The organism is Natrialba magadii ATCC 43099 (genome assembly GCF_000025625.1).
In the GTDB taxonomy this organism is placed as follows: domain Archaea; phylum Halobacteriota; class Halobacteria; order Halobacteriales; family Natrialbaceae; genus Natrialba; species Natrialba magadii.
In genome coordinates, this window is sequence record NC_013922.1 from 2,398,384 (window position 1) to 2,421,449 (window position 23,066).

Consider the following 23,066-nt stretch of genomic DNA (forward strand, 5'->3'; position numbering starts at 1 on the left):
GTGTAGTCAGGTCCGCGGTTCTGCTTCCGTCTCCGCTGACTCGCCGACACGTTCTGCGTAGTTTCCGATCACGTCGTCCTCGGTGTCGATGAACTCGTTCGTCCAGACCGCGTCGGGATCAATCTCGCCCTCGAGGAGGTCCGTCTCCGTGAGCGTCTGCCCAAGCGTCTGCCAGCGCTCGCCGTCGTGCAGTCCCCAGCCCTCCGATCGAGTACGGTCAGTGAACTGGAGGTCGGTCGCCGCCGTCTCGAACTTGCGCTGCTCGACCGGGCGATTCCGCTCGAGTGTCGCGTTTCGCTCGACGAGCACGTCGATCGCCGCGTCGGGATCGGTCGTCGCGGCTTCCCAGCCACGGGCCGTCGCTCGCAGGAACGAGCGGACCGTCTCGGGCTCCTCGCTGGCGAATTCGGGACTCGTGACGAGCATCATGCCGTAGACGCCGAGGTGGTCCCCGATCGGGAGTTCGTCGGCCTGTCGGTCGTGCTCGGCCTCGAGTTCGTAGCCGTTCGTCACGACGCCGACGGCGGCGTCGACGCGCCCGTCGAGCAGTTTGTGCTGGACGCGGTGGTGGGTGTGGTCGTCGACGCCGAGCAGGTCGACTTCGTCGCTGATGCCCTCGTCCTCGAGTAGCTGCGCCGTCAGAATCCTCGTCTTGGTCGCCGACGGCGCGATGGTGCAGCCCCGAAGTTGGTCGGGGTCGGTCAGCGCCTCGCCGAACTCGTCCCGGAAGGTGTAGATCGCGGCTGGCGTCTTCCCGGTGACGGCGGCGACGGCGAGCGGGTCGAGGCCGCGGCTCTGGATCGAGAGCACGGCGCTCGCGCCCGCGAGAGCGAACTCGGCACGTCCCTTCGCGGCCTGCTCGGCAGCGAAGGGCGAGCCGTGGCCTTCGACGAACCGTACGTCGAGGCCTTCGTCCTCGTAGAAGCCGCGGTCACGTGCGAGGAAGTAGGGAGCCTGAAAGCCGTTAGGTTCCCAGTTGAGCTGGAAGTCCACAGTCGCGTTCGTCATCGCGAGGACACCTCCAGTCGGAACAGGTCGTCCGGAATGTGATCGACGCCGAGCGTCTCGGGGCCGGCGACGTCGAGCAGGTGGTCGAACAGCCGCTCCATCGCGTCGACTGTCTCTCCGTCCCAGTCGGTGACGACCATCTCGCGCCAGTGGTCGCGAATGCCGTGGACGACGGTCGGGTCGTTCTCGTACATCAACTGGTCGCCGAGTTCGTCCCAGAGCCCGTCGTCCGTCTGTAACTGCTCGACGGCGTCCGCGTAGGCGCGTTTGAACCCGCTGACGGCGTTGGGATTTTCGGCGAGGTAGTCCTCACTCGTGAGGAACGTCGAGATCGGCAGCGTCTGCTCGACGCCCGAAAGCTGCTGGACGAGGTCGGCCATCGGCACTGCCTCACGGTAGGGACCAGTCTCGACGATTTCGGGGATGATCTGCCAGAACTGGAGGGCGGCGTCGATATCGCCGTCGCGCAGCATTCGGGTCAGCCCGACCTTCGATCCCGCCTCGACCGACGTAGCCTCGTCCTCGGGATCGAAGCCGTGGAACTCGCGGCAGGCGGCCCGGGTGAGAATCCAGTTCTTGTCAAGCCGGCGGACGACACCAACCCGATGGCCGGGGAGGTCCGAAATGTCCTCGATCGGCGACTCCTCGGGGACGACGAGGCCGCCGACGGTCCGCCCGTAGGGGTGGAACGCGACGATCGGCGCGCCGTTCGCTCGCTCGCGTGCCGTCGAGATGTAGTCGATGTCGATCAGGTCCGCGTCGCCACCGTGCAGTTTGGCCTCGACGGTTTCCAGGCCGTCCTCCAGTTCGTCCGAGACGAGTTCGACGTCGAGGTGGAAGCCGTGGTCGTGGTCGAAGCCGAACCGCTTGATGGTGTAGAGCATGTAGCGGGGGCTTCCGTTGTGCTCGAAGCGGGCGCGGAGGACGGGACGGTCGCCGTCACGGTCACCGCCGGTATCTGCACGGTCTGTGCGCTCCGAACTATCGTGCAACTCGTCCAGTGCCGCTTGCTGGGTCTCGATGTCCATTGCTGTGCCTGCGTCGGTGCCTGTCTCGGTCTCGGTCTCGGTATCGGTCTCGGTATCGGTATCAGAACTCATTGTTTCGACGGTGCCACGATCGTTCCAATCTCCGCCTCGCTGTCGATCAACTCCCGATCCTTCATCCACTCGAGTTCCCCGTCCAGTTCGGACGGCTCTGCGAACTCGGGTACCTCGTACTCGGGTACCCGCACCGATTCGCGGATCGCCTCGAGGTCGACGTCCGCGAAGAGGTCCGGCGCGACCTCGGCGTCGGACTCGAGCATCGCGAGATACTCGTCGCGAAACGACTGTGGGTCGTCGTTGATCGCATCCACGGCGCGCTCGTAGGCGCGCATGAACGCGTCGAGGTCGTCTTCGGCGAGGCTATCGCCCGCCACGACGCCGATGTGATTCTCGAACTCGAGTAGCCGCTGGAAGCCGAGGTGCTCGGCGAGGGTGCTGTGGGGGTCGAGCAGCGTTACAGCGTCGACCTCGCCATCCCGAAGTGCCTGCAGGCGGTCGGTCGGCATCCCGTGATGGGCGAGTTCGATTTCCTCTGGCTCGAGGTGCTCCTCGAGTGCTTTGACGGCGGTGTACTCCTGGCCGGTGCGGCGGTTGACGCCGACGGGCACGCCGGCGAGATCGGTCGGCGACTCGATGTCCGTTTCTGGTCGCGTATAGAGCGTATAGGGCAGGTCGGCGAACGCCCCGTGTGCGACGATCGTTCCATCGTCGAGCGACCAGGTTCGGCGGAGGCTCTCCCACTTGCAGACCGGGTAGAGGTCGACGTCGTCGTCGCCGGTCAGTGTCCAGTCTGCCGGCACGTACTTCCAGTCGACCTGCCGCCGGTCTCGTTCGAAGAGGTCGACCGTGAGCCCTTCCGCCTCGAAGTAGCCCCACTCGGCTGCCACCCGCTGTGGCAGCATGAACGAAAAGGGAAGGTGAAAGACTCGGATCTCGTCACGTGTGTCACTCTGTGCCATGCAGTACACTGCACGATAACGGTCGGCATAAAACGTTTCTAGGAATCCTTTATACGCTCGTTGGCGGCGAATACAGTCATCGGATCCTGAACCAAGATTCACGTAGTAGACGGGTGGAGGCAACAGTGGTTGGTGACTGGTGACATGGACCACAGACAGACGGCCGATGTCGTCACCGAGGAGGTCGCAGACGGCGTCTTTCTCGGGACGCTCTCGATGGGCGAGCGGGCGAGCATGAAGTACTGGCAAATCGACCCAGGGGCGTCGCTGCCGACGCACGAACACGAGCACGAACAGATCGGCTACGTTCTCTCGGGAACACTGACGGCGATCCTCGAGGACGAGGAAGTACTCCTCGAGGAAGGCGACGCCTACAGGTTCCCGAGCAACGAGTATCACGGGGCTGAAAATCGAAGTGGCGAGCCAGCGGTGGGGTTGGGAGTGCTCGCACCGCCGCGGAATCGGCCGGAGTGGCGAGATCGATAGGAGCAGGCGGGGTCTGCGGTGTGCACCCTCAGTCGGTCTCCGGCCGTCGCCGTCGCTCGCGCTCGATCGTCGTCACGTAGATCCCCGCGAGCACGATCAGACCGCCGAGGACCGTAATCGCATCCGGCACCTCTGCCAGTAGCCCCAGCGCGAGCAGCGTCGCCCCGACGGGTTCGCCGAGCCAGGCCACGCTGACGACGACCGACTCGAGATGCTTGAGCACCCAGTTGACGATCGTGTGCCCGAAGATGCCGGGACCGATCGCCATCCCGAGGAAGAGCAGCCACTCCCGCGGCGGGTAGGCGACGATATCGTGCCCTTGCGCGCCGACGAGAAGCAAGAGCGTCACCGCGCAGGCGGTGTAGACCACGGTGACGTAGGGAAACAGCGAGACGCGCTGGCGGATCGATCGACCGGCGAGCACGTAGCCCGCGACGGTGATCGCACCCAGAATGGCGAGTGCGTTGCCGTACATCGTCGCGTCCGAAATTGGGGCCTCGCCGGCGTCGCCGAGTGACATCGCGGTCGCACCGATCATCGCGATGGCGATTCCGATCACCGTCTCCCGGTTGACTCGTTCACCGAGGACGAGCGCCGCGCCGATAGCGACGAAGATTGGCTGAGTCTGGACGAGAGTCACGCTCGCGGCGACGCTCGTGTGATTCAGGCTCTCGAACCAGGCTGCAAAGTGGATTGCGAGCGCGATGCCGGCGACGATTGCGAAGCCGAGGTCGTTCCGTGAGAGGCGGCCGAACTCGTCGCGGTACCAGTAGAGAGCGATCGGTGCGACGATCACCGTGGTAAACAACACGCGGTAGAAGGCGGCGACCGAACTCGGGGCGTGACTCCAGCGGACCAGAATGGCGCTGGTACTCGCGGCGAAGATGGCGAACGCGAGCGCGGCGTACGGCGTTACCTCGAGGTCCGACCTGTTCACGTCGTCCTGACTCGACTGTGAGAGTAAACCTGTTCCGAAAGCCGAACATTACAGACTATCCGCAGCCGAACATTACAGACTATCCACAGCCGAACGTCACAGGCAGTCCACAGCCGAACGTCACAGGCAGTCCACAGCCGAACGTCACAGGCAGTCCACAGCCGAACGTCACAGGCAGTCCACAGCCGAACGTCACAGGCAGTCCACAGCCGAACATCACATATTGTTTACTCGGCCGGCATCCGGTTGCCGCGATAGATCTCCGCAATCTCGCGGCTGACATCCGACAGCCCGATGATGTCGTCTTCCGTCAACTCCTCGCCGTCCCACTCGTCGAGGTAGGAAACGGCATCCTCGCGGTCCGCAAATGGCCGTGGGTTAATCCCCATCGTTTCGCCGCTCACCGCATCCTCGTTGGTGACGATGACGAAGTACGCCTCTGTCGCATCGATGAGTTCACCGGTTTCGAAGTCCGTGACCCAGGCGTCCGTGATCGAGTCGTCGACCGGAGGCACGACATAATAGGCGAACAGGCATCCTGGCGTGTCGAACACCGCCCCCTCACCGTTCTCGTGTGCAAGCTGGCCCTTCCAGGCCGGATAACCCGCCGGCGTCATATTGCACACCGCACAGGCCTGATCGTCCGTGAACTCGATCGGCTCGCCGCCGTCGTGCTCTACCATCCGCGCCTCGTATGGATGACGATCGTTGCCGTTTTCGTCCTCGTCGTCATCACCGAAGCCGCCGAGACAGCCGGCAAGCCCGACAGCCGTTCCCGCACCCAGCGATCCGAGCACTGCCCGCCGAGCGAACGACTCGTCTGCACGGTCCGCGCGATCAGTCATAGATAGCCCTACTCGTGGGGCGCTCAAAACGGCCGTGGTTCAATTCTCGATTATTACCGCTCTCAGACGACTCACGCACCGACCACACGGGCTCAGACTCGCGTCCGTCCACGCGTTTCGTTTCCTTGTCCGGTCTCGAGTACCCGCCTCGTCTCACGATGTCGCTGACGAAACATTCCTTCGAAGCCAACGACCGAAAACGGTGTTGCAAGCGTGCCGAGCGGGCCGAACGGGAGCCGATAGTCCACTCGGTCGATGATCGTCGTCTGCTCGTCGTCGCCGGCGAACGTGTGGCTGTGCTCCCAGTGCTCGAACGGGCCATCGTCCATCGTATCCCGGAATCGTGCGATGCCGTCCCCGCGCGTTCGCTCGGTGATCCGCGAGGTCCAGTGCTGGCGCGGTCCCTGTCCAAACGGCTGGAGCGACAGCGAAATCTCGGTGCCGGCCTCGAGAGTCACTGACTGTGGGTCTCCCCGCCGTTCGCCGTCGGGACCGATCACTGCCTCGACGCGCAGCCCGAGCCAGTCGGGTGTCAGCGCCTCGAGTCCCGCAACGGTGCTGTGAAATTCCCAGACGGACTCGAGTGGTGCCCGGATGGTTGTTCGCCGTTCGTAGGTGGCCATGACAGTCGGTACGTCGTCCAGCACAAAATCCGTGTGGGCGACCGGTCGTCCTGCAGTGCTAGCTGCAAACACGCCCTATACCAGCGAACAGCCTACAGCCACGAACACCCTACACCCGCGACGGCCGCGGCGCCGCCTTCTGCAACGCCGTCTCCGCAATATTCCCACCGTAATCCGCACTCCGCGAGAGCGAATCCAAAATCAACCCCAGCGACTGCGCCTGCACCGGCTCGAGTTCCCGCAGCAGATCGTCAATCTGGCGTGTATGCTCGTCGATTGCCAGCACCGACTCGAGTGCAGCGTGGCCCAGTTCGGTCGCCGACTCGCTGTCTTCGGCAAACAGTGCGTCCAGCGCCTGCTCGAGAATCGTCGCTGCATCCTCGTGGAGCGCACACAGGCCATCCGCCACGTCAGCCGGAATCTCCTCGAGCTTGCGTGCGAGCTGGGCGATTTTCACCGCGTGGTCGGCTACCCGCTCGAGCTGGCGGGCACTCGAGTGGAAGTCGAAGCAGTCCTCGCGGGAGACGCCGAGGCCTTCGGCGGCGCGAGGAGAGCGAAGCGTCGCACGGAAGATGCGCGAGACGACGAGAAAGAGACGGTCGACGTCGTCGTCGCGTTCGATCACGTCGGTGGCTATGTCGTCGTCGTTCTCGACGAGGGCGGTGACCGAATCCTCGAGCATCGACGTGGCGATCAGGCGCATGCGCGTGACAGCGTTGACGATCGAGAGCTCCGCGGAGTCGAGCAAGTCCTGCACCACGACGTGGTCGGTTCCCTCCTCGACGACTTCGACGCCGACGAGCCCCTGAACGGCGCTGCGGATCGCTCGCCGCTGGTCGGTCGTGATGCGGTTTGCCTCGAGGCGAATAACATCGAACCCCCTGACGTACATCGTGAAGACCGCTCGGACGAGCTCTGTGCCCTCAAGGGTCGCTACGTCCAGCGTCCCTTCCTGATGGTCGACGTCGGTTTGGGGTGTCACGAGGAGTGTCTCGTCGTCGGCGTACAGTTCGACTGTGTCGCCGCTGCTGACGTCGTTTTCGGTCGCCCACGTCTTCGGAAGCGAGACAGTGTACGTCGAGCCGCCAGTCACCTGGACTTTTCGCGTCTCCATGGGAGGAGTTGCCGATAGAGAGACCATAAATCTGTCTGTGACTATATAGATAGACAAAATATGGCTTTAGTGGGCTCAGATATCGACTATAGTGGTGAGTATTGGACCCTATTACACCCTAGTTCTATCGAACTCTATTGTGAACTCTATATTTCTATATACACTGGCGAAATAGGAACCGTTTTACTCAGTCGACCGGATGCTGACGTATGGCCGACGAGTCTTCGACCGGGCCGATGCGGCTACGAATGTCGGGCGTGGGAGTTGTCGGTGGCGGCGTCCTCTTAGTCGGGACGGCCGCAATCGCCCCGTTCTGGTTCGCTGCATCCATCGTGGTCATCACTGGCGTCATCTGGATGGCGTTCGGCGATGGAACCGATGCGTTCCAGGGCTCGGTCGGTATTCTCGCCGTCGGCGGTATCGGGTTCTTGGAGGCGCTTCCCGGGATCGGTCTGGGGCTCGATCCTGTGGCGCTCTCGGGACTCGCAATCGCGTTCGGGTGTTTCGACGTGATTGCGGGACTCGTGCTCGGCCGCTTCTCGAGTGCTAACGATCCCTCGTGAGCCCTCCCGTACAGGCGACTTCCGGTGTAGCCTCGAGATGCCGCTCGGATTTTCCACGCTGGATTCACCCTGGCTGGCCCTTGTACTCGTGGTCTACGTTCGGCTATAGGGGCGTTCATATCGCTCCAAACGGCTCGTGAGGAGACTATATAATCAAGTACTCAGATATATAGTTATTAGCATGGTTTTTATATCCACCATTGGAACCACCGGTCGATGGCACCAAGCCAGAACTTGCGTGGACGCGGACTGAGTCGACGATCGGCAATCGCGACGATCGGAAGTATCGGCGCACTGTCGCTAGCTGGCTGTCTCGGTGGAGACGAGGACGGACTCTCCGGGACGATTCAAGCCTCTGGCTCTAACACGGTAGCACCGATTACGCAGATTGCCGCCGAGGACTTCGAGGCCGAGTACTCAGGCGTCGGTGTCAACGTCGAACCAGAGGGGACCGGGGCTGGATTCCAGGAGTTCTGCCGCGCGAACTCCGCGTTCCAGAGCGCGAGCCGAGAGATTACCGAGGAGGAGATCGATCTCTGTGGCGAGAACGACGTCGAGTACACTCACTACACCGTCGGACAGGATACACTCGCAGTCGGTGTCAATGAGGACAACGACTGGTGTGAACAGATCACGCTCGACGAACTCAACCAGATCTGGGAGTTCGAATCAGATGTCCAGCAGTGGAGCGACGTTCGCGACGAGTGGCCGGACGAGGATATCGCACTGCATGCACGAGACTCCGCATCGGGGACGTTCGACTACTTCACTGAGAATATTAACGGCGAAATGGGGAACATCCGCGACGACTACTCCGCAACGAGCCAGACTGACGAAATCTGGGACGCTGTCGCCGATAACGAGTACGCCCTCGGCTGGGGTGGTGTCGGCCACCTTCGGAGTCTCCAGGAACAGGACGGCACCCTGAAAACCGTCGCGGTAGAGAGCGAGCTGGATGGGGACTTCTACCCACCGGAAGAGCAGTACATCGAAGGCGGGGAATACTCGCCGCTCGCCCGTCCACTCTTCTTCTACTTCAATCACGCCGAACTCGAGGAGAACCCGGACCTGATCGCCTCGTTCGCGCGGTTCTACATCAACAACCAGCACGAGTTCGCGACGACCGTCGACTTTTACCGAGCGACCGACCAGGACATCGTCGACAACCACGATCAGCTCGATTCGGTGATCGAATCGATCGGCGAGGATCCCGACGAGATCACGGTCGAACGCCAGGATCCCTGAACTGACTGATTGACGATCGCTTTTCACTGCACCCATGAGTACAGAGACACCATCCGGGCCGGGTATTTCGGGCGATGACAGCCTCGAGGCCGCCCACGAGAAGAACAGGCGTGTTCGACGAGTGCTGTTCGGCTGTGCGGCGGTTACCGTCGTGACCACGGTCGCCATCTTCCTGGTCCTGTTCGACAACGCGGCCAGTTACTTCTTCGGCGCACGAATCAGCGAGGTGTTGTTCGGCGGCGACTCGATCGTCCGAACGGTCACGTTCACCGAATTCTTTACCGGGACTCGGTGGGCACCCGATCACGCCACGCCCGCACACGGCGTACTGCCGATCGTCGCCGGAACGCTTACAATCACCGTCGGTGCCGGATTGGTCTCCATTCCGATCGGCACCGCTACGGCGCTGTACCTCTCGGAGTATGCGACGACAGGCACCCGAAATCGGCTCAAACCGGTGCTGGAGGTCCTCGCTGGCATCCCTACTATCGTATACGGGTACTTCGCGGTCTCGTTCGTGACGCCGGTCATCGTGAGCGGAATCGCCACGTACGTCGTCAATCCGACTGGTTCGTGGTTCGACTCGATCAGCTACCTCGCTCCGTTCGTCCTCGACCCTGTGGCCGAGTGGATGATGGGCGTGAGCGTCGGCCGTTACAGCCTTCTTGGGGGGATCCTCGTCGTCGGCACGATGACGATTCCAATGGTGTCCTCGATCAGTGAGGACGCCATGCAGGCGGTTCCTGACGACCTCAGAAACGGCGCGTACGCGCTCGGTGCAACGAAGTACCAGGTTGCGACACGTATCGTTCTCCCCGCTGCCGTGTCAGGCATTTTCGCCTCGTACATCCTCGCGCTCTCGCGGGCGATCGGTGAGACGATGGCCGTTACGCTGGCGGCCGGATTTAACGCGAATCTGACGGCGAACCCCTTCGCCGAGATCATGACGATGACCGCCTATCTGGTCTCGATAGCTCGCGGCACGTCCGCGGTCGGCACCGTCGAGTACCAGAGTCTGTTCGCAGTCGGCCTGCTGTTGTTCCTGATGACCCTATCGATGAACCTGCTCAACGACCGGTTGAAACGCCGATTCCAGGAGGAGTACCGATGAGCACGAAACGAGAGACCGACTTCCTCGAGGATGTCGATCTTAGCCGGGAGAAACTGCTGAACCGCGTCTTCTACGGCACGCTCGTCGTTGCCTCGCTGTTCGGACTCGTGATGCTACTCCTGCTGATCGCCGACGTGGTCTGGGAGTCCTATCAGGCGTTCGTGACCTTCGATATCGACCTCGGCAACTACCTCACCGCCACTTCTTCATCGCGCGCCGAGCGTGCCGGTTTCGGGGCGTCGATACTCGCCTCGCTCTGGTTGATGGCGCTGACGGCCGTCCTGGCCTTTTTCATCGCTGTCGGCTGTGCGATCTACCTGGTCGAGTACGCCCCGGAGAACCGCGTCACCCGGCTGATCGAGGCAAACCTCGCGAACCTCGCAGGCGTCCCCTCGATCGTCTACGGGCTGCTTGTTCTGGCGCTGATCGTCAACGACGCCGGACTCGGATCGGTTATCCTGGCAGGTGCTATCGCCCTGGCGTTGCTCATCGTGCCGATCATTATCGTTGCCTCGATCGAGTCAATCCGTGCGGTGCCGAGCAGCGTCCGCGACGGCTCATATGCCATGGGCGCGACGAAGTGGCAGACGATCCGTCAGGTGGTGCTCCCGAAAGCGATGCCCGGCATCCTCACTGGAACCATTTTGGCGCTCGCCCGCGCCATTGGCGAGACGGCGCCGTTGATCATGGTCGGCACGATGCTGCACGCGACGCGCTACCCGTCGGGGCCGCTCTCGTCGTTCAGCGCGATGCCGACGCAGATCTACAACTGGACGTACCAGGCCGACCGGATGTTTAACGGGCTGGCGGCACTCGGAATCGTCGTCTTGCTGTTGTTCCTGGTCGCGATGTACGCCCTCGCGGGCTACCTGCGGAAACGATACGAAACCGACGGCGGCTCGATTAGCAATGTCTAGCAACACGTCAAACGAACGGCTGACTGACGAATCGACGACCGAAACGGATAGCACGCCGAACGACGCGATCATCGAAACCGAGATCAGCGTTGATCGCGGCGCGAGTCGCGCCACCGGAGGCGCCGAAACGATCGTTCGGGCGGAAGGGCTTGATGTCTACTATGGTGACGATCAGGCGCTCGACAACGTTACGATCGAGATTCCCGAACACCGCGTGACGGCCATGATCGGTCCCTCGGGCTGTGGCAAATCGACGTTCCTGCGGTCGATCAATCGGATGAACGATCGAATTCCGGCCGCACGCGTCGATGGCGACCTCTACTTCCGCGGGAAGAACGTCTACGACGACGACGTCGACCCCGTCGCCCTTCGCCGAACGATCGGCCAGGTGTTCCAGTCGCCGAATCCGTTCCCGAAGTCGATCTACGACAACGTCGCCTACGGCCTGCGCGTCCAGGGAAAAGCCGCCGAGGTGGACCTCAATGCGGCAGTCGAACGCGCACTTCGCGGAGCCGCGCTGTGGGACGAAGTCGAGGACCAGCTCGACGAGTCGGGCCTCGACCTCTCGGGGGGCCAGCAACAACGGCTCTGCATCGCTCGGGCGATCGCAACCGATCCCGAGGTCATCCTGATGGACGAGCCAACATCGGCGCTCGACCCTGTCGCCGCCTCGAAAATCGAGGACCTCATCGACGAACTGGTCGACGAGTACACAGTCATCATCGTCACCCACAACATGCAGCAGGCGGCACGCATCTCCGACAAGACGGCCGTCTTCCTCACCGGCGGTGAACTCGTCGAGTTCGGCGACACTGCGACGATTTTCGAGGACCCCGACGACGACCGTGTCGAGGACTACATCACCGGTAAGTTCGGATAACTATGTCACGAGACGCCTACCAGCAACAACTGTACGAACTGCGTGAGAACATTCTCGAGATGAGTGACGTTGTCTGTCAACGGGTTCGGCGTGCGCTCGAAGCCTACGAGACAGGTGACGACACGCTCGCCGGGCGAGTGATCGAGGGCGACCACGAAATCAATCAGCTGTATCTCGACCTCGAGAGTGACTGCGTTGAATTGCTCGCCCTCCAGCAGCCGGTCGCGGGCGACCTGCGCTTCATCGCCTCGTCGTTCAAGATTATCACCGACCTCGAACGAGTCGGCGATCTCGCCGTGAACTTAGCGGAGTACGCGACCCAGTCAACCCACGAGCGCTACCCGGACGTCGACGTCAGCCATATCGGCACCGAGACGGTTCTGCTGCTCGAGGATGCGATACAGGCGTATGCGACAGACGATTCGGCAGCGACTCACGAGATCGCTGCGACAGATGACGAGATCGATGCGCTTTGCGAACGAGCCAGCCGGACCGTCGTTCAGGAGTTACTGACAGCTGACCCGTCGGACGAGAAGCTCCTCGAGGATGTCTCGCGGATACTGCTTACGATCCGCGATCTGGAACGGGTTGGCGATCACGCCGTCAACATTGCCGCGCGAACGCTGTACATGGTCGACAACGACGAGACGCTACTCTACTGATGAAACACGAAGAGCTGACACTCGGTCTGGCCGATCCCGTCGAACGGAAGATCCAGATGGCCGGTAACTCGACGTTCGTCGTCTCACTGCCGAAGTCGTGGGCAGTCGAACAGGACCTCGAACCCGGCATGTCGATGTACCTCTATCCCCACGCAGACCGACTGGTCGCTGCACCTGAGACTGCCTCCGTTCAGGATCGAACCGTGACGATCGACGCGGACACCGCCGCTGGTGACATCGCGTTGCGCCGCGTCGAGGTTGCGTACAAGACCGGCTTCGACCGGATCACGGTCACCAATCTCGAGGAGACTGACTCGCGGCTCCGTCGGATGATCGAACGTTCCACAAGTCGGCTTATTGGTCTCACCATCCAGGAGGATACCGGTGACAGCCTGACGATCACGAACGTGCTCGATGCCAGCGACGTGTCTCTCCCCCAGACGATCACCCAGGCACAGCAACTCGTCACCGAAATGTATACCGACGCGATCACAGCACTCGTCACCGGCGACGAAGACCTCGCTAACCGTGTGCTCACCCGTGACGACGATATCAATCGTCTGTTTGCGTTCGTCTGCCGGGGGTTTCACCGTGGCCTCGAGGACGTCCACGAGGTAGAACAACTCGGCACCGACCGGGTCGCAGCGTTCCGCGAATACCGAGTTGCTCGCAGTCTGGAGCGTATCGCTGCCCACGCGGAACGTATCGCGGCGGTTGCGACACAGCAAGCAGCACCGCCCGAGGAGTCGTTCGCTGAGCAACTCGAGTTGGTCGCCGCTGACGTCCGTGCTGTTCTCGAGTTGGCGCTCGAGGGAGACGCCGAGTCAGCGTACGAAACGGCAACTGCCGTCGAACCGAAGCTAGACGACCTCGATCAGTCCCTCTACAGCGGAACGGTCCCAAATGCGTATCTGTACGGTGCAGTCATCAGGCGACTCCGGCAAACGACGACGAACGGTCGTTTCATCGCCGACACGATGACTGAATCGACACTACTGGACCGTGGTCTTGCCGAAAGAGGATCACACTCATGAACCCAACGACACTCGGTTTCGTCTGCGTACAGAACGCTGGCCGGAGCCAGATGGCGACTGCGTTCGCTGAACGGGAACAGCGGGCGCGAGGACTCGAAGACCACGTTCGTATCCGTACCGGCGGAACTGATCCCGCTGGCAGCGTTCACGATGTCGTACTGACGGTCATGGACGAGGTCGGAATTGACATGTCCGATCGGCAGCCACGAGAAATCACTCCTGGGGCGATCGAAACCTGCGATATCGTCATCACGATGGGCTGTTCTGCAGACGGGGTCTGTCCTGCTACCTGGCGCGGTGACGCTCGAGACTGGGACCTGACTGACCCACACGGGCGAGCACTCGAGGACGTCCGCGAAATACGCGAGGCAATCAGAACTCGCGTTGAAGCGTTGTTCGACGAACTCGAACGGCAGACACAGGATTGAGTTCCCCGAGCGGTGTGAGTGGTCTTCTCCACAAAGTACTGTCCAGCCTTCGACGTCACAGCGGGCTTGTCATCACTGGATCGCACTCGTTTTGACAGCTGGAATACGTGCCCTATGCCCGTCAGCTGGCGCTAACGACTCTCTTACGTCAGGGCCGAAGTATCCCGAGTGCTGATTCGACGCGGTCCGTGAGAGGCCGCGATGCCCAGTACCGATCGCTTCCCCAGACAACGTCGGCATCGGCATCGAATCCCACGTATGGGTCGGTCGTCGCCCGGACGCCGACGTACAGGTAGCCATCGTCACCGTGGAACCCGAGTATCTGTGGCGTCCGGCCACGAACTGGATACGAACCGATGTCGTCGGTTGTCCGGCTATCGATCAAGTAAACGGTCGACAACGGTGGCCGTGCGGCGACCGCAACGAGCTCACCCGTCGCCCGGATCGCTGGTTGATCCAACGTTGCGTCGAACTGTCTACTGAGCCGACCGCCATCTGATTCGAGCACGAGGAGTGTACTCCCGATTGTCGTCGAACGAGTGTCACAGACAAGTGCTGCCGTTCCATCGTTTGCGATTGTGCCGTTGACTGGCCGGGAGACACGTTGTTTGGTGACGATTGTTCCGTCGTCGATTACGAACGCATACGAATCCGAGCCATCGATCACTCGTCCGAACACCAGTCGCCACTTTTCGTCCGGTGACTCGACAGCGCGGCAGTGGAACTCTTGACCACCGATATCACGAATCTCGGTAGTTGGCGATGCTGGTACGGCTGCGGGGTCGAAGTCTGGCGGTTCGGTCGATCCGCGACGAAACAGCCGTTTTCGGAGCATACGATCGATCGAACGGGCAACAGGGAGTGTTTCACTATGTTCGTTACGTTCGAGTCGATACCCCGATAGAGTACTCTATAGTAGCACAGCAACACACGCCTCACTCATTGACAACCAGATAGCTGTGTTCCGGCACGTCCGTTTCCCTCCCAAGTTATATAAAAAATATAAGAGGTATTTAGGAAGGCATGCGGACTGACTGGTGATGACAAAACGACAGTCACGTTCCGGTGGATGGTCCTCGAGACGAACATTCGTACTGGCGACCGGCGCGATCGGCACGTCGGTCCTCGCGGGCTGTCTTGACGGAGACGACAGTGACAGTCAAGCGGGTGCAGGATTGGGTGGCGGTGGAGGCAACGGCGACAGTGAACCCGAGGACGAAATGCTCTCTGACTCGTTCGACCCGCAAAACCCCGACTGGGAGAACAACAACTATCTCGGCAGTCAGATGGTCGAACACGACTTCATTCGGGGATCGGAGTTCGACCTCGAGCAGATGGCAGACCGCGGCCGGACCGAGGCAGTGTACGGGCGGGAACCGGTCGAGCATCCTGACGATCCATCGGAGTGGATCGATCCCGATCCGATTGTGTACGCCGACTTACCCCGGGAGGATAGCGAACAGGCCTATGCTGACCAGCTGGAACCGATGATCGAAAAGCTCGAGGCAGAGACGGGCCGGGACGTCGAATTCCAGACCATCGAGAGTTACGCGGCGGTCGTTGAGGGGATGCGCTCGGAGCGGATCCATATCGCGAACTTCGCGACCGGCAACACGCCGTTCGGTGTGAACATGGCCGGCATGGTGCCGCTGGCGATGGGGGTCGCGGGGGACGGCGAGTTCGGGTACCGGCTCCTGGCGATCACTCGCGCGGACATGGACGAGATCCAGAGCGTCTCGGACTTTACCGACTTCCGAGCGACACACACCGAAGAATCGTCGAATTCCGGGAATCAGGCGCCGTCTGCGCTGTTCGACGAACACTTTGGGCTCACGGTCGGGGAGAACTACGATCCCGAGATGTCCGGAGGACACGAACAATCTACTCGAGGAATTGCCTACGGGGACTACGACTGCGGCCCAATCTGTAGTACCTGTATGGAGCAAACAGTCGACGCCGTCGACAACATCGACTGGGACGACTTCAAGGTCGTCTCGGCGGCTGATCCGTTCCCGCCCGGACCGGTCGGCTACCGGTACAACCTTCACGAGGATATCATCCAGGGCGCCCGTGAGACCTTCCTGAACACGGACTGGTCGGGAACCGTGTTCGGCGAAGAGGCAGGCTACCCGACCTATGAGGAGGTTGACTACGTGAACCATTGGCACGACGTAATGGTCAATCAGCAGTACAACGGCGTCGAGTACGACGAAGCGAACCTCTAAACCATACCCACCCAGTTATCAATGCTCGAAGTTACGAACTTGCGAAAAGTGTACCTGACCGGTGACGAAGCGTTGACCGGCGTCTCGACCGCGATCGAGGGGAACGAGATCGTCGCGATGATCGGGCCGAGCGGTGCCGGAAAGTCGACGTTCATTCGGTGTATCAATCAATTGACCGAGCCGACCGACGGTGAGGTCACCCTCGACGGAACCGAACTCACCGCACTCGACAGCCGGGAGATGAAAGCGGCACGCCGGAACATCGGAATGGTGTTCCAGGAGTACAACCTCGTCGAACGGCTCACCGTCATGGAGAACGTTCTCTCCGGCCGGCTCGGCTACGTTTCGAACTGGGCGGCCTTGCACCGGAAGTTCCCACAGGAAGATGTCGAACTGGCCTACGACATCCTCGAGACGGTCGGACTCGGTGGGATGGAGAACAAACGGGCAGACGAACTCTCTGGTGGCCAGCGCCAGCGCGTCGGCATCGCCCGCGCCGTCGTCCAGGAGCCGACGATTTTGCTCGCCGACGAACCGACCAGCAGCCTCGACCCGGAAACCTCACACGCCGTGATGGAACTACTCACAGAGATCGCAGCCGAACAGGACATTCCCGTCCTGATCAACATCCACGAGGTCCACCTGGCCGTCGAGTACGCCGATCGAATCCTCGGCTTACACGACGGCACGCTCGTCTTCGATGGCCCGACCACGGATCTCGACGAGAACGCGAAAGACGTCATCTATCGCGGCGAAGCCATCGCAGGCGAGTCCTCGAGCAACTTCGTCGACGAGTCCGACACCGTCACTGACGACGCAGAGCACACCGAACGATCCGCGATCACGGGGGACTGAGATGGCGACCGGAGACGGACACGCCGACGTCGGATCGACGGACCAGACGTGGCGACGACCGACTGCGTTCGGCAGTCACCGGCTGAAGTGGGCTGTCTACATCGGAGCGACGCTGTTCGTTCTGTGGTCACTCGTCTCCCTGCTGTCGGGCGTCAGTCTCGGCCGAGTGCTGACTGGCGTGAACAACGGCGTCTTGCTCCTCGAGGCGATGGTACCGCCGAACACCGCGAGCGAAAACGTCGACCGAGTCGTCGGATATATGGGCGAAACGATCGCGATGGCGTTCGTCGCGACGTTTACTGGCGTCCTCATTTCGGTTCCGATCGCGTTTGGGGCGGCAGAGAACATTGCACCTCGGCCGATCTACTACCTGAATCGGGGGATCATCAGCATCACGCGGGCGATCGACGAACTCATCATCGCCATCATCGCCGTGAAAGCCGTCGGTGTCGGGCCGCTGGCAGGTATTATCGCCATCAGCTACCTGACGATCGGCTTCTTCTCGAAGCTGTTCGCCGAGGATATCGAGGATATCGACATGGGGGCAAAAGAGGCCATCGACGCTACCGGTGCCTCGCGCTTCCAAACGCTCGTCTACGCTGTCATCCCGCAGGTTGCGCCGCGGTTCATCGGTCTCACAGTTTACCGCTGGGATATCAACATCCGTTCCTCGACGATCATCGGAATCGTCGGCGCGGGTGGCATCGGGACGTTGCTCCTGCGGGCGTTCGAGCGCTACGAGTTCGACTTCGCCGCGTTGATTCTCCTCTCGATCATCGCCGTCGTTCTCGCCGGTGAACTCTTCAGCGCGTACATCCGACGGAGGGTCCAGTAATGGGCGCTGAATCGAGTCGCCGCTGGCAACGTTTCGAACCGCGACAGCGCGTCACGCGGATCGCCGCGTTTCTCGTCGCGATGGGAACAGTCGTCGGCTCGTGGCTCTACATGGGGCTCGACACACAGTACATCCGGACAGCACCCGCTGAACTGATGGACCTCGCAGTCCGGATGTTCCCGCCGGCGTGGGCCTACACCCCGGAGACCGTGATGCCGCTGCTCGAGACGGTTCACATCGCCGTCGTTGGGACGATCATCGCCGTCACCGCGTCGCTCCCTGTTGCCTTCCTAGCGGCCGAAAATACGACCCCCAACCGGGTGACGTACGCGATTGGCAAGCTGATCGTCACCGTCACGCGGTCAGTTCACGTCATTATCTGGGCAATGCTGTTCGTCGTCATGCTCGGTCCCGGCGCGTTCGCCGGGATGGTCGCGATCGCCGTCCGATCGATCGGCTTCGTCGCTAAACTGCTGGGCGAAGAGATCGAGGAGATCGAACTCGACCAGGTCGAGGCGATCCGCGCGACCGGTGCCTCCTCGGTTCAGGTCCTGCTCTACAGCGTTCTCCCCCAGATTAAGCCCGCGCTGGTCGGCATCGGCGTCTATCGCTGGGACATCAACGTCCGCAGCGCGACGATCCTCGGCGCGGTCGGTGCCGGCGGGATCGGCGTCCAGCTGTTTAACGCCGTCGACGCCTTCCAGTGGTCGTCCGTCCTGATGATACTGATTGCCATTCTCGGTATCGTCCTCGTGAGCGAAACGATCTCGGCACGGGCCCGGGCGGTGGTCCGCTAACGATGGCGTCGATCGACCGGCTTCGATCGAGGCGATCGGTGATTGGGACGATCGGTGCTGCACTCACGCTCGGGGCGGCAGGGTACGGCAGCGCCCGCTCAACCGATCGCGCTGAGGAACCAGCCACGGAATCCGCTCGAACGGCGACGCCAGACGAGCGAGACGGTACAGTGCCCACCGACGAACCGAGCGACATCGCCACGACCGGGGTCGACCCCGAGGCAACGAGTGATCCCGACGCGACGAACGAAGCCGCAGAGACAACAGCCGACGCTTGCGACTGTCCAGGCTGAACCCACGATTGCGACTACAACAACGGACACAATTTCACAATGACCACACGATCCACACAAAAGACAACGAATGAACCGACGATCGAACCGGATGGAGAACAGGCACTGCTGTTCGACATGGACGGCGTCATCCTCGAGGGATACGGAACCGATCCCGACGTACACACCCGCGCACTCCACGACGCAGTCGTCGACCTCGGTCTCGAGGCACCCCTCGAGTCGCTGTCGGCTCTCGAGACGTACGAGTACACTGAGGCGTTCCAGACGACCTGTGAAGACCTGGACCTCGACCCGGCCGACTTCTACGCACTCCGCGAAGAGTACAGCTCGAAACGGGCAACCGAGCGTATCCGTGACGGCGCTCGCGGTCTCTACACCGATGTCGACGCCCTCGAGGAACTCGAGTGCACGCACTCAGTCGGGTTGGTGAGCAACAACTACGATCCGACGGTCTCGTTCGTCGTCGAGTACTTCGGCCTGGAGGCGTTTTCGTTCGTCCGCGGCCGGGATCTCGGTGTCGAAGGATTCCGGCGACGGAAACCAGAGCCGTACTATATCGAGACGGCACTCGAGGCTCTCGGGCTCGACAACGGGATCTACGTCGGCGACCGCGAAACAGACCTGCTCGCCGCACAGAACGCAGGGCTCGTCCCGGTTCTGATCCGGCGACCACACAACGAGGCGCTCGAGCCCTCGGTCGACAGCTACCTCGAGATCGACTCGATCGAGGAGTTACTCGAGTTGCTCTGACTTTCACGCCGATCAGATCGGGCATCCTGATAGACCGGCGACCGAAGCTGATCTGTTTTTACCGGTCCACGTTCGTGCGCTCGATCGAGCGGTTGATTTGGGTATGTACTGGTCAATCCGTCCCGTCGGTGCCGACGAATCCAATCGGAACGTATCGAAGCCGTGAACAGCGACGAGTAGTCCCAAGCAGGTTTGTGAGCCGATCTCTCGAAGCGATCGTTCTATCATAACTGGTGCTACCGACGAGACGAACTGCGGTCGCTCACGTGTCGGTCGTGGCATAATTCAGTCGGTTCTACGGATGTCATGGCAATCTATGACCGGTATATAGTGAACGATACCAGTGCATATGACACCTCAAACATATATGCTAAAATTATAATTTTATTTGTAACTCGACTTGTCCAATACTTTCGATGGCAAAATTCACACGACCGGTATCCAGGAGAGGGGTTTTAACGAGTGGTGCAACTGCAGTCGGAGTGGCGGTTGCTGGTTGTATAAGTGACGATACAGACGGAGCCGGCCAGAGCGGCGAGTCTGGGGGTGGATCGGGCAATGGATCCAGCGAAGAAACGTACGAGGTTGGATACGGAGACTATCGAACGACAGTAAACGCGTCGGCGTTTCCGGACGAACTACGAATTTACGCGGTCCAAACCGGTTGGTCGAATTGGGACGCCGTAATGGAGAACTTCGAAAGCGAGTACGGTGTTCCCCTCTACGACGCACAGGGATCGTCTGGCGAGGCACTCACCGACGCACGGTCAAACGCCGGTAATCAGACACATTCAGCGTTTAACGGCGGCTACTCGTTCGCTCTCGAGGCGATGAACGATGGCCTGACGACGGATTATAAGCCCGCCAACTGGGACGTGGTCCCTGACGAACTCAAAACCGACAATGGTCACGTCGTTTCGACTCGACAGATGACGACAGCGGTCACCTACCGTGTTGACATTTATGAGGAACGCGGTCTCGACGCACCCGAGACCTGGGAAGACCTCAAACACCCAGACATCGCACAAGATCTGGCCTTCACGCCACCTCATACAGCTAATGGACTTGCGTCGGCACTGTCGGTCAATAGAGCCTACGGCGGTTCGATGGCGAATCTAGATCCTGTTATCGAGTATCACGAGGAAATCGCCGACCACGGCGCAGACATTCGTCGAAACATCGAGGGAGACGTTACCAGCGGCGAGATATCGACCGTCATTGAGTACGATTACTCGGGACTGAACATGAAGTACAACATGGATGAGATCGACGAGGAACAACTCGAGGTCGCAATATTGACCGGTCCGAGCGGCAGGGAGGGGGCGATGAACGTTCCGTACGGGTTTGGACTGCTCGAGGGGGCACCAAATCCCGAGGCGGCGAAGTTGTTCATGGACTACGTGCTCTCGCTAGAGGGTCAGGAGCTGTTCTTCGACGCGTTCGTCCGCCCGATTCGGGCCGACGAACTCGAGCAACCCGAGGAATTCCCCGATCAGTCCGACTACGACGCAGCCGAGTTCGCCCTCGATCAGGAGGAACTGGTCGCAAACCAGGAGTCGATCCAGCAGGAACTCACCGAACGAACCCCGCTACCGGGCGCACAGTAGGCGATGTCGAGACAATTTCCGAGCCGCGACCAACTTCGTCAATCGATCGGGCGGACGCGATCGATGGCGTTTCCGACGACAGAGCGCGACCGTGAACGGCGTCGGATAATCATCATGTGCCTTCCATTTTTCGTGCTCGCGACGTTCGCTGGATTCGTCCCGCTGATCGTGATGGCTCGAATGAGCCTCTCGGCGGAGAACTTGGAGAACGCCGGCTGGAGTCTCGCCGCGTGGGAGACGCTACTCACGGAGCCGGTGTACCGTGAAATTGCCTGGAACACCCTCTGGTTCGCGACCGTTGCTACCGTGGTGAGCGTTGCGCTCGGGGTAGTGATCTCACATGTCCTCGAGAAGTACTCGCTACCCTTGGAGAACGTCCTCGTGGCGGCAGTGTCGTTCCCGATCGCACTACCTGGGATCGTGGTGGCGTTTATGGTCATCGTACTGTTGGGCCGGCAGGGGCTGGTCACCAATGCGGTCGCCGTCTTTACTGGCTCAAGTGCGATCGATCTCGCGACGGCGACGACCGTCTTCGGGCTCTTTCTGGGGTACGTCTACTCGCTGGTGCCACGGGCAACGATGGTGTTACGAGGGACGTACGCAGAAGTCGATACGCGCGCTGAAGAGGCCGCTCGCTCGCTGGGTGCGACCCCGCTCGAGACGTTCTACCACGTTACGCTCCCTGAGATCCGACCGGGAATCGTCGCGGCGTTTATCCTCACGTTTCGGTCCGCGCTTGCAATCTTCGGCACCGTGTTGATTCTGCAGGCGCTTGCTGTCGTGACGCTCCGGATCGATTACGAGATCGGTGTCGGATTCAACACCCAGATAGCCGGGGCGATCGGGTTGGTGTATGCTCTATTCTTGATCGCGTTCACGTTCGTCGGACTGCGATTCGTATCGAAGGGAACGGTGGAGATCTGATTACAGATGACTGAGTACGATACCAACTCGAAAGCGGAGATGGAAACGAGACAGGAGGAGTTGCGATCGGGGACTGGTTCCAAGTGGACATCAACTCGGCGTTCAGCGTCGGAACGGATCGGGCGGCCCACCCTCGTCTGGATCGTCTACCTGACCGTGGCGATTCTCGTAGTCCCGATCCTGGTGACCTTCGTTGCTTCGTTCGCAAGTACGGCGACAGGAGTTGTTCCCCGTGGGTTCATTACGTTCGAACACTGGCGACACGTCCTTGGTTTCGGAGAGTACGGTGTTCGCTCGAACGCCATTCCGGGACTGACGTTTAGCGTGCTGGTCGCGACGGGTGGAATGATCTTGAACGTGATCATTGGCGTTCCGATCGCGTACGCGCTCTCCCGATACGAGTTCGCCGCACATAATTGGGTGAACACGCTCGCGATCCTCCCGGTCGTTCCAGGTGTTATCCTCGGAATCGCGTTCCTGCGAACCTATCCCGATTATCGGGGCTCGGCACTCGTCCTGATCGTCGGCTATTGTTTGCTCAAGTCGCCGTACATGGTCCTTACGGTACAGAGTTCCTTCCAGTCGATAGACATCGTGAAGCTCGAGGAGAGCGCTAGATCTCTCGGCGCATCGTGGCCCCGAACCTTCCTGACTGTTATCGTTCCACACGCGAAACGCGGCATTCTCGCGGGCTGTATCATCACCTGGACCCTCGCCGCCGCGGAGTTCAACTTCACCTATATGGTTCACACCGGCGACCCGGAGCCGTTCTCGATGTTCCTGTTCAGAAACATCTCGAACGCCCCCTATCTCCAGTCCGCCGCGGCGATCTCGATTTACTTCTGTATCGTCGTCGGTGCGATCCTGATACTACAACTGCTCGGCAATCGTGGCTTCACGACTCTCAACGACGATCGATGAG

26 protein-coding genes are annotated in these 23,066 nt (G+C 61.0%); 18 read left to right on the forward strand and 8 right to left on the reverse strand.

Going from position 1 to position 23,066, the window contains the following annotated elements; all coding sequences use genetic code 11:
- Positions 1 to 6 precede the first annotated feature (6 nt).
- From NMAG_RS11260 to NMAG_RS11270, 3 genes are all read right to left on the reverse strand, one after another.
- On the reverse strand, positions 7 to 1,008 hold the full coding sequence (locus tag NMAG_RS11260) for an ABC transporter substrate-binding protein (protein ID WP_004215526.1): 1,002 nt from the start codon (positions 1,006 to 1,008) through the stop codon (positions 7 to 9).
- Entirely contained in the window at positions 1,005 to 2,036 is a 1,032-nt protein-coding gene (locus tag NMAG_RS11265; RefSeq protein WP_191219380.1) for an ABC transporter substrate-binding protein, read from the reverse strand. Before NMAG_RS11265 ends, NMAG_RS11260 begins: the two co-directional genes overlap by 4 nt.
- Before the next feature lie 68 nt (positions 2,037 to 2,104).
- Positions 2,105 to 3,013 (reverse strand): ABC transporter substrate-binding protein, encoded by a 909-nt coding sequence (locus NMAG_RS11270; protein ID WP_004215523.1) that lies wholly within the window; start codon positions 3,011 to 3,013, stop codon positions 2,105 to 2,107.
- Between the two features lie 144 nt (positions 3,014 to 3,157).
- Here NMAG_RS11270 and NMAG_RS11275 point away from each other — a divergent pair, with 144 nt between their 5' ends.
- On the forward strand, positions 3,158 to 3,499 hold the full coding sequence (locus tag NMAG_RS11275) for a cupin domain-containing protein (RefSeq protein ID WP_004215519.1): 342 nt from the start codon (positions 3,158 to 3,160) through the stop codon (positions 3,497 to 3,499).
- A gap of 28 nt (positions 3,500 to 3,527) precedes the next feature.
- Here NMAG_RS11275 and NMAG_RS11280 read toward each other — a convergent pair whose 3' ends face one another.
- The 4 genes from NMAG_RS11280 to NMAG_RS11295 form a co-directional block, all read right to left on the reverse strand.
- Entirely contained in the window at positions 3,528 to 4,436 is a 909-nt protein-coding gene (locus NMAG_RS11280; RefSeq protein WP_004215518.1) for a DMT family transporter, read from the reverse strand.
- Positions 4,437 to 4,663: 227 nt separating this feature from the next.
- Complete coding sequence (locus tag NMAG_RS11285) at positions 4,664 to 5,281, reverse strand: nitrous oxide reductase accessory protein NosL (protein WP_004215517.1); 618 nt, start codon at positions 5,279 to 5,281, stop codon at positions 4,664 to 4,666.
- A gap of 92 nt (positions 5,282 to 5,373) precedes the next feature.
- On the reverse strand, positions 5,374 to 5,904 hold the full coding sequence (locus tag NMAG_RS11290; protein ID WP_004215515.1) for an SRPBCC family protein: 531 nt from the start codon (positions 5,902 to 5,904) through the stop codon (positions 5,374 to 5,376).
- A gap of 109 nt (positions 5,905 to 6,013) precedes the next feature.
- Complete coding sequence (locus NMAG_RS11295) at positions 6,014 to 7,018, reverse strand: phosphate uptake regulator PhoU (protein WP_004215514.1); 1,005 nt, start codon at positions 7,016 to 7,018, stop codon at positions 6,014 to 6,016.
- A gap of 209 nt (positions 7,019 to 7,227) precedes the next feature.
- Between NMAG_RS11295 and NMAG_RS11300 the strand changes: the two genes are divergently transcribed.
- The 8 genes from NMAG_RS11300 to NMAG_RS11335 all read left to right on the forward strand — a co-directional run bounded on the left by NMAG_RS11300 (position 7,228) and on the right by NMAG_RS11335 (position 13,858).
- Complete coding sequence (locus NMAG_RS11300; protein WP_004215513.1) at positions 7,228 to 7,581, forward strand: hypothetical protein; 354 nt, start codon at positions 7,228 to 7,230, stop codon at positions 7,579 to 7,581.
- 216 nt (positions 7,582 to 7,797) lie between these two features.
- Positions 7,798 to 8,826: a PstS family phosphate ABC transporter substrate-binding protein gene (locus tag NMAG_RS11305; protein ID WP_004215512.1), complete on the forward strand. Its 1,029-nt coding sequence runs from the start codon at positions 7,798 to 7,800 to the stop codon at positions 8,824 to 8,826.
- 34 nt (positions 8,827 to 8,860) lie between these two features.
- Positions 8,861 to 9,937, forward strand: coding sequence for a phosphate ABC transporter permease subunit PstC (gene pstC, locus NMAG_RS11310; protein ID WP_004215511.1), 1,077 nt, complete (start codon positions 8,861 to 8,863; stop codon positions 9,935 to 9,937).
- Positions 9,934 to 10,854, forward strand: a complete 921-nt coding sequence (gene pstA / locus NMAG_RS11315; protein WP_004215510.1) for a phosphate ABC transporter permease PstA — start codon at positions 9,934 to 9,936, stop codon at positions 10,852 to 10,854. The genes pstC and pstA overlap by 4 nt, the downstream gene beginning before the upstream one ends.
- Positions 10,847 to 11,734 (forward strand): phosphate ABC transporter ATP-binding protein PstB, encoded by an 888-nt coding sequence (pstB, locus tag NMAG_RS11320; protein ID WP_004215509.1) that lies wholly within the window; start codon positions 10,847 to 10,849, stop codon positions 11,732 to 11,734. Before pstA ends, pstB begins: the two co-directional genes overlap by 8 nt.
- Positions 11,735 to 11,736: 2 nt before the next feature.
- The gene (phoU, locus tag NMAG_RS11325; protein WP_004215508.1) at positions 11,737 to 12,396 is read left to right on the forward strand and encodes a phosphate signaling complex protein PhoU; all 660 of its coding nucleotides are present in this window, start codon (positions 11,737 to 11,739) and stop codon (positions 12,394 to 12,396) included.
- Positions 12,396 to 13,430 carry a PhoU domain-containing protein gene (locus NMAG_RS11330; protein ID WP_004215507.1) on the forward strand — a complete coding sequence of 345 codons (1,035 nt, stop codon included), beginning with the start codon at positions 12,396 to 12,398 and terminating at the stop codon, positions 13,428 to 13,430. Before phoU ends, NMAG_RS11330 begins: the two co-directional genes overlap by 1 nt.
- On the forward strand, positions 13,427 to 13,858 hold the full coding sequence (locus NMAG_RS11335) for an arsenate-mycothiol transferase ArsC (protein WP_004215506.1): 432 nt from the start codon (positions 13,427 to 13,429) through the stop codon (positions 13,856 to 13,858). The genes NMAG_RS11330 and NMAG_RS11335 overlap by 4 nt, the downstream gene beginning before the upstream one ends.
- Positions 13,859 to 14,006: 148 nt before the next feature.
- On the opposite strand, the gene NMAG_RS11340 is transcribed toward NMAG_RS11335, so the two are convergent.
- The gene (locus tag NMAG_RS11340; RefSeq protein ID WP_004215505.1) at positions 14,007 to 14,693 is read right to left on the reverse strand and encodes a hypothetical protein; all 687 of its coding nucleotides are present in this window, start codon (positions 14,691 to 14,693) and stop codon (positions 14,007 to 14,009) included.
- Between the two features lie 205 nt (positions 14,694 to 14,898).
- On the opposite strand from NMAG_RS11340, the gene phnD reads away from it, so the two are divergent.
- From phnD to NMAG_RS11385, 9 genes are all read left to right on the forward strand, one after another.
- Complete coding sequence (phnD, locus tag NMAG_RS11345; RefSeq protein WP_004215504.1) at positions 14,899 to 16,083, forward strand: phosphate/phosphite/phosphonate ABC transporter substrate-binding protein; 1,185 nt, start codon at positions 14,899 to 14,901, stop codon at positions 16,081 to 16,083.
- A 21-nt stretch (positions 16,084 to 16,104) separates the two neighbouring features.
- Positions 16,105 to 16,938 (forward strand): phosphonate ABC transporter ATP-binding protein, encoded by an 834-nt coding sequence (phnC, locus tag NMAG_RS11350; protein WP_004215503.1) that lies wholly within the window; start codon positions 16,105 to 16,107, stop codon positions 16,936 to 16,938.
- A 1-nt stretch (position 16,939) separates the two neighbouring features.
- Positions 16,940 to 17,773: a phosphonate ABC transporter, permease protein PhnE gene (phnE, locus tag NMAG_RS11355; protein ID WP_004215502.1), complete on the forward strand. Its 834-nt coding sequence runs from the start codon at positions 16,940 to 16,942 to the stop codon at positions 17,771 to 17,773.
- Positions 17,773 to 18,570: a phosphonate ABC transporter, permease protein PhnE gene (gene phnE, locus NMAG_RS11360; RefSeq protein WP_004215501.1), complete on the forward strand. Its 798-nt coding sequence runs from the start codon at positions 17,773 to 17,775 to the stop codon at positions 18,568 to 18,570. Before phnE (NMAG_RS11355) ends, phnE (NMAG_RS11360) begins: the two co-directional genes overlap by 1 nt.
- 2 nt (positions 18,571 to 18,572) lie before the next feature.
- Positions 18,573 to 18,863 carry a hypothetical protein gene (locus tag NMAG_RS11365; protein WP_004215500.1) on the forward strand — a complete coding sequence of 97 codons (291 nt, stop codon included), beginning with the start codon at positions 18,573 to 18,575 and terminating at the stop codon, positions 18,861 to 18,863.
- Positions 18,864 to 18,902: 39 nt separating this feature from the next.
- A complete protein-coding gene (locus NMAG_RS11370; RefSeq protein WP_004215498.1) occupies positions 18,903 to 19,613 on the forward strand; it encodes an HAD family hydrolase in 711 nt (236 codons plus the stop codon).
- Between the two features lie 416 nt (positions 19,614 to 20,029).
- Complete coding sequence (locus NMAG_RS11375) at positions 20,030 to 21,220, forward strand: extracellular solute-binding protein (RefSeq protein ID WP_012996670.1); 1,191 nt, start codon at positions 20,030 to 20,032, stop codon at positions 21,218 to 21,220.
- 63 nt (positions 21,221 to 21,283) lie between these two features.
- Complete coding sequence (locus tag NMAG_RS11380; protein ID WP_004215496.1) at positions 21,284 to 22,144, forward strand: ABC transporter permease; 861 nt, start codon at positions 21,284 to 21,286, stop codon at positions 22,142 to 22,144.
- Positions 22,145 to 22,150: 6 nt separating this feature from the next.
- On the forward strand, positions 22,151 to 23,065 hold the full coding sequence (locus tag NMAG_RS11385) for an ABC transporter permease (protein WP_004215495.1): 915 nt from the start codon (positions 22,151 to 22,153) through the stop codon (positions 23,063 to 23,065).
- Position 23,066 lies beyond the last annotated feature (1 nt).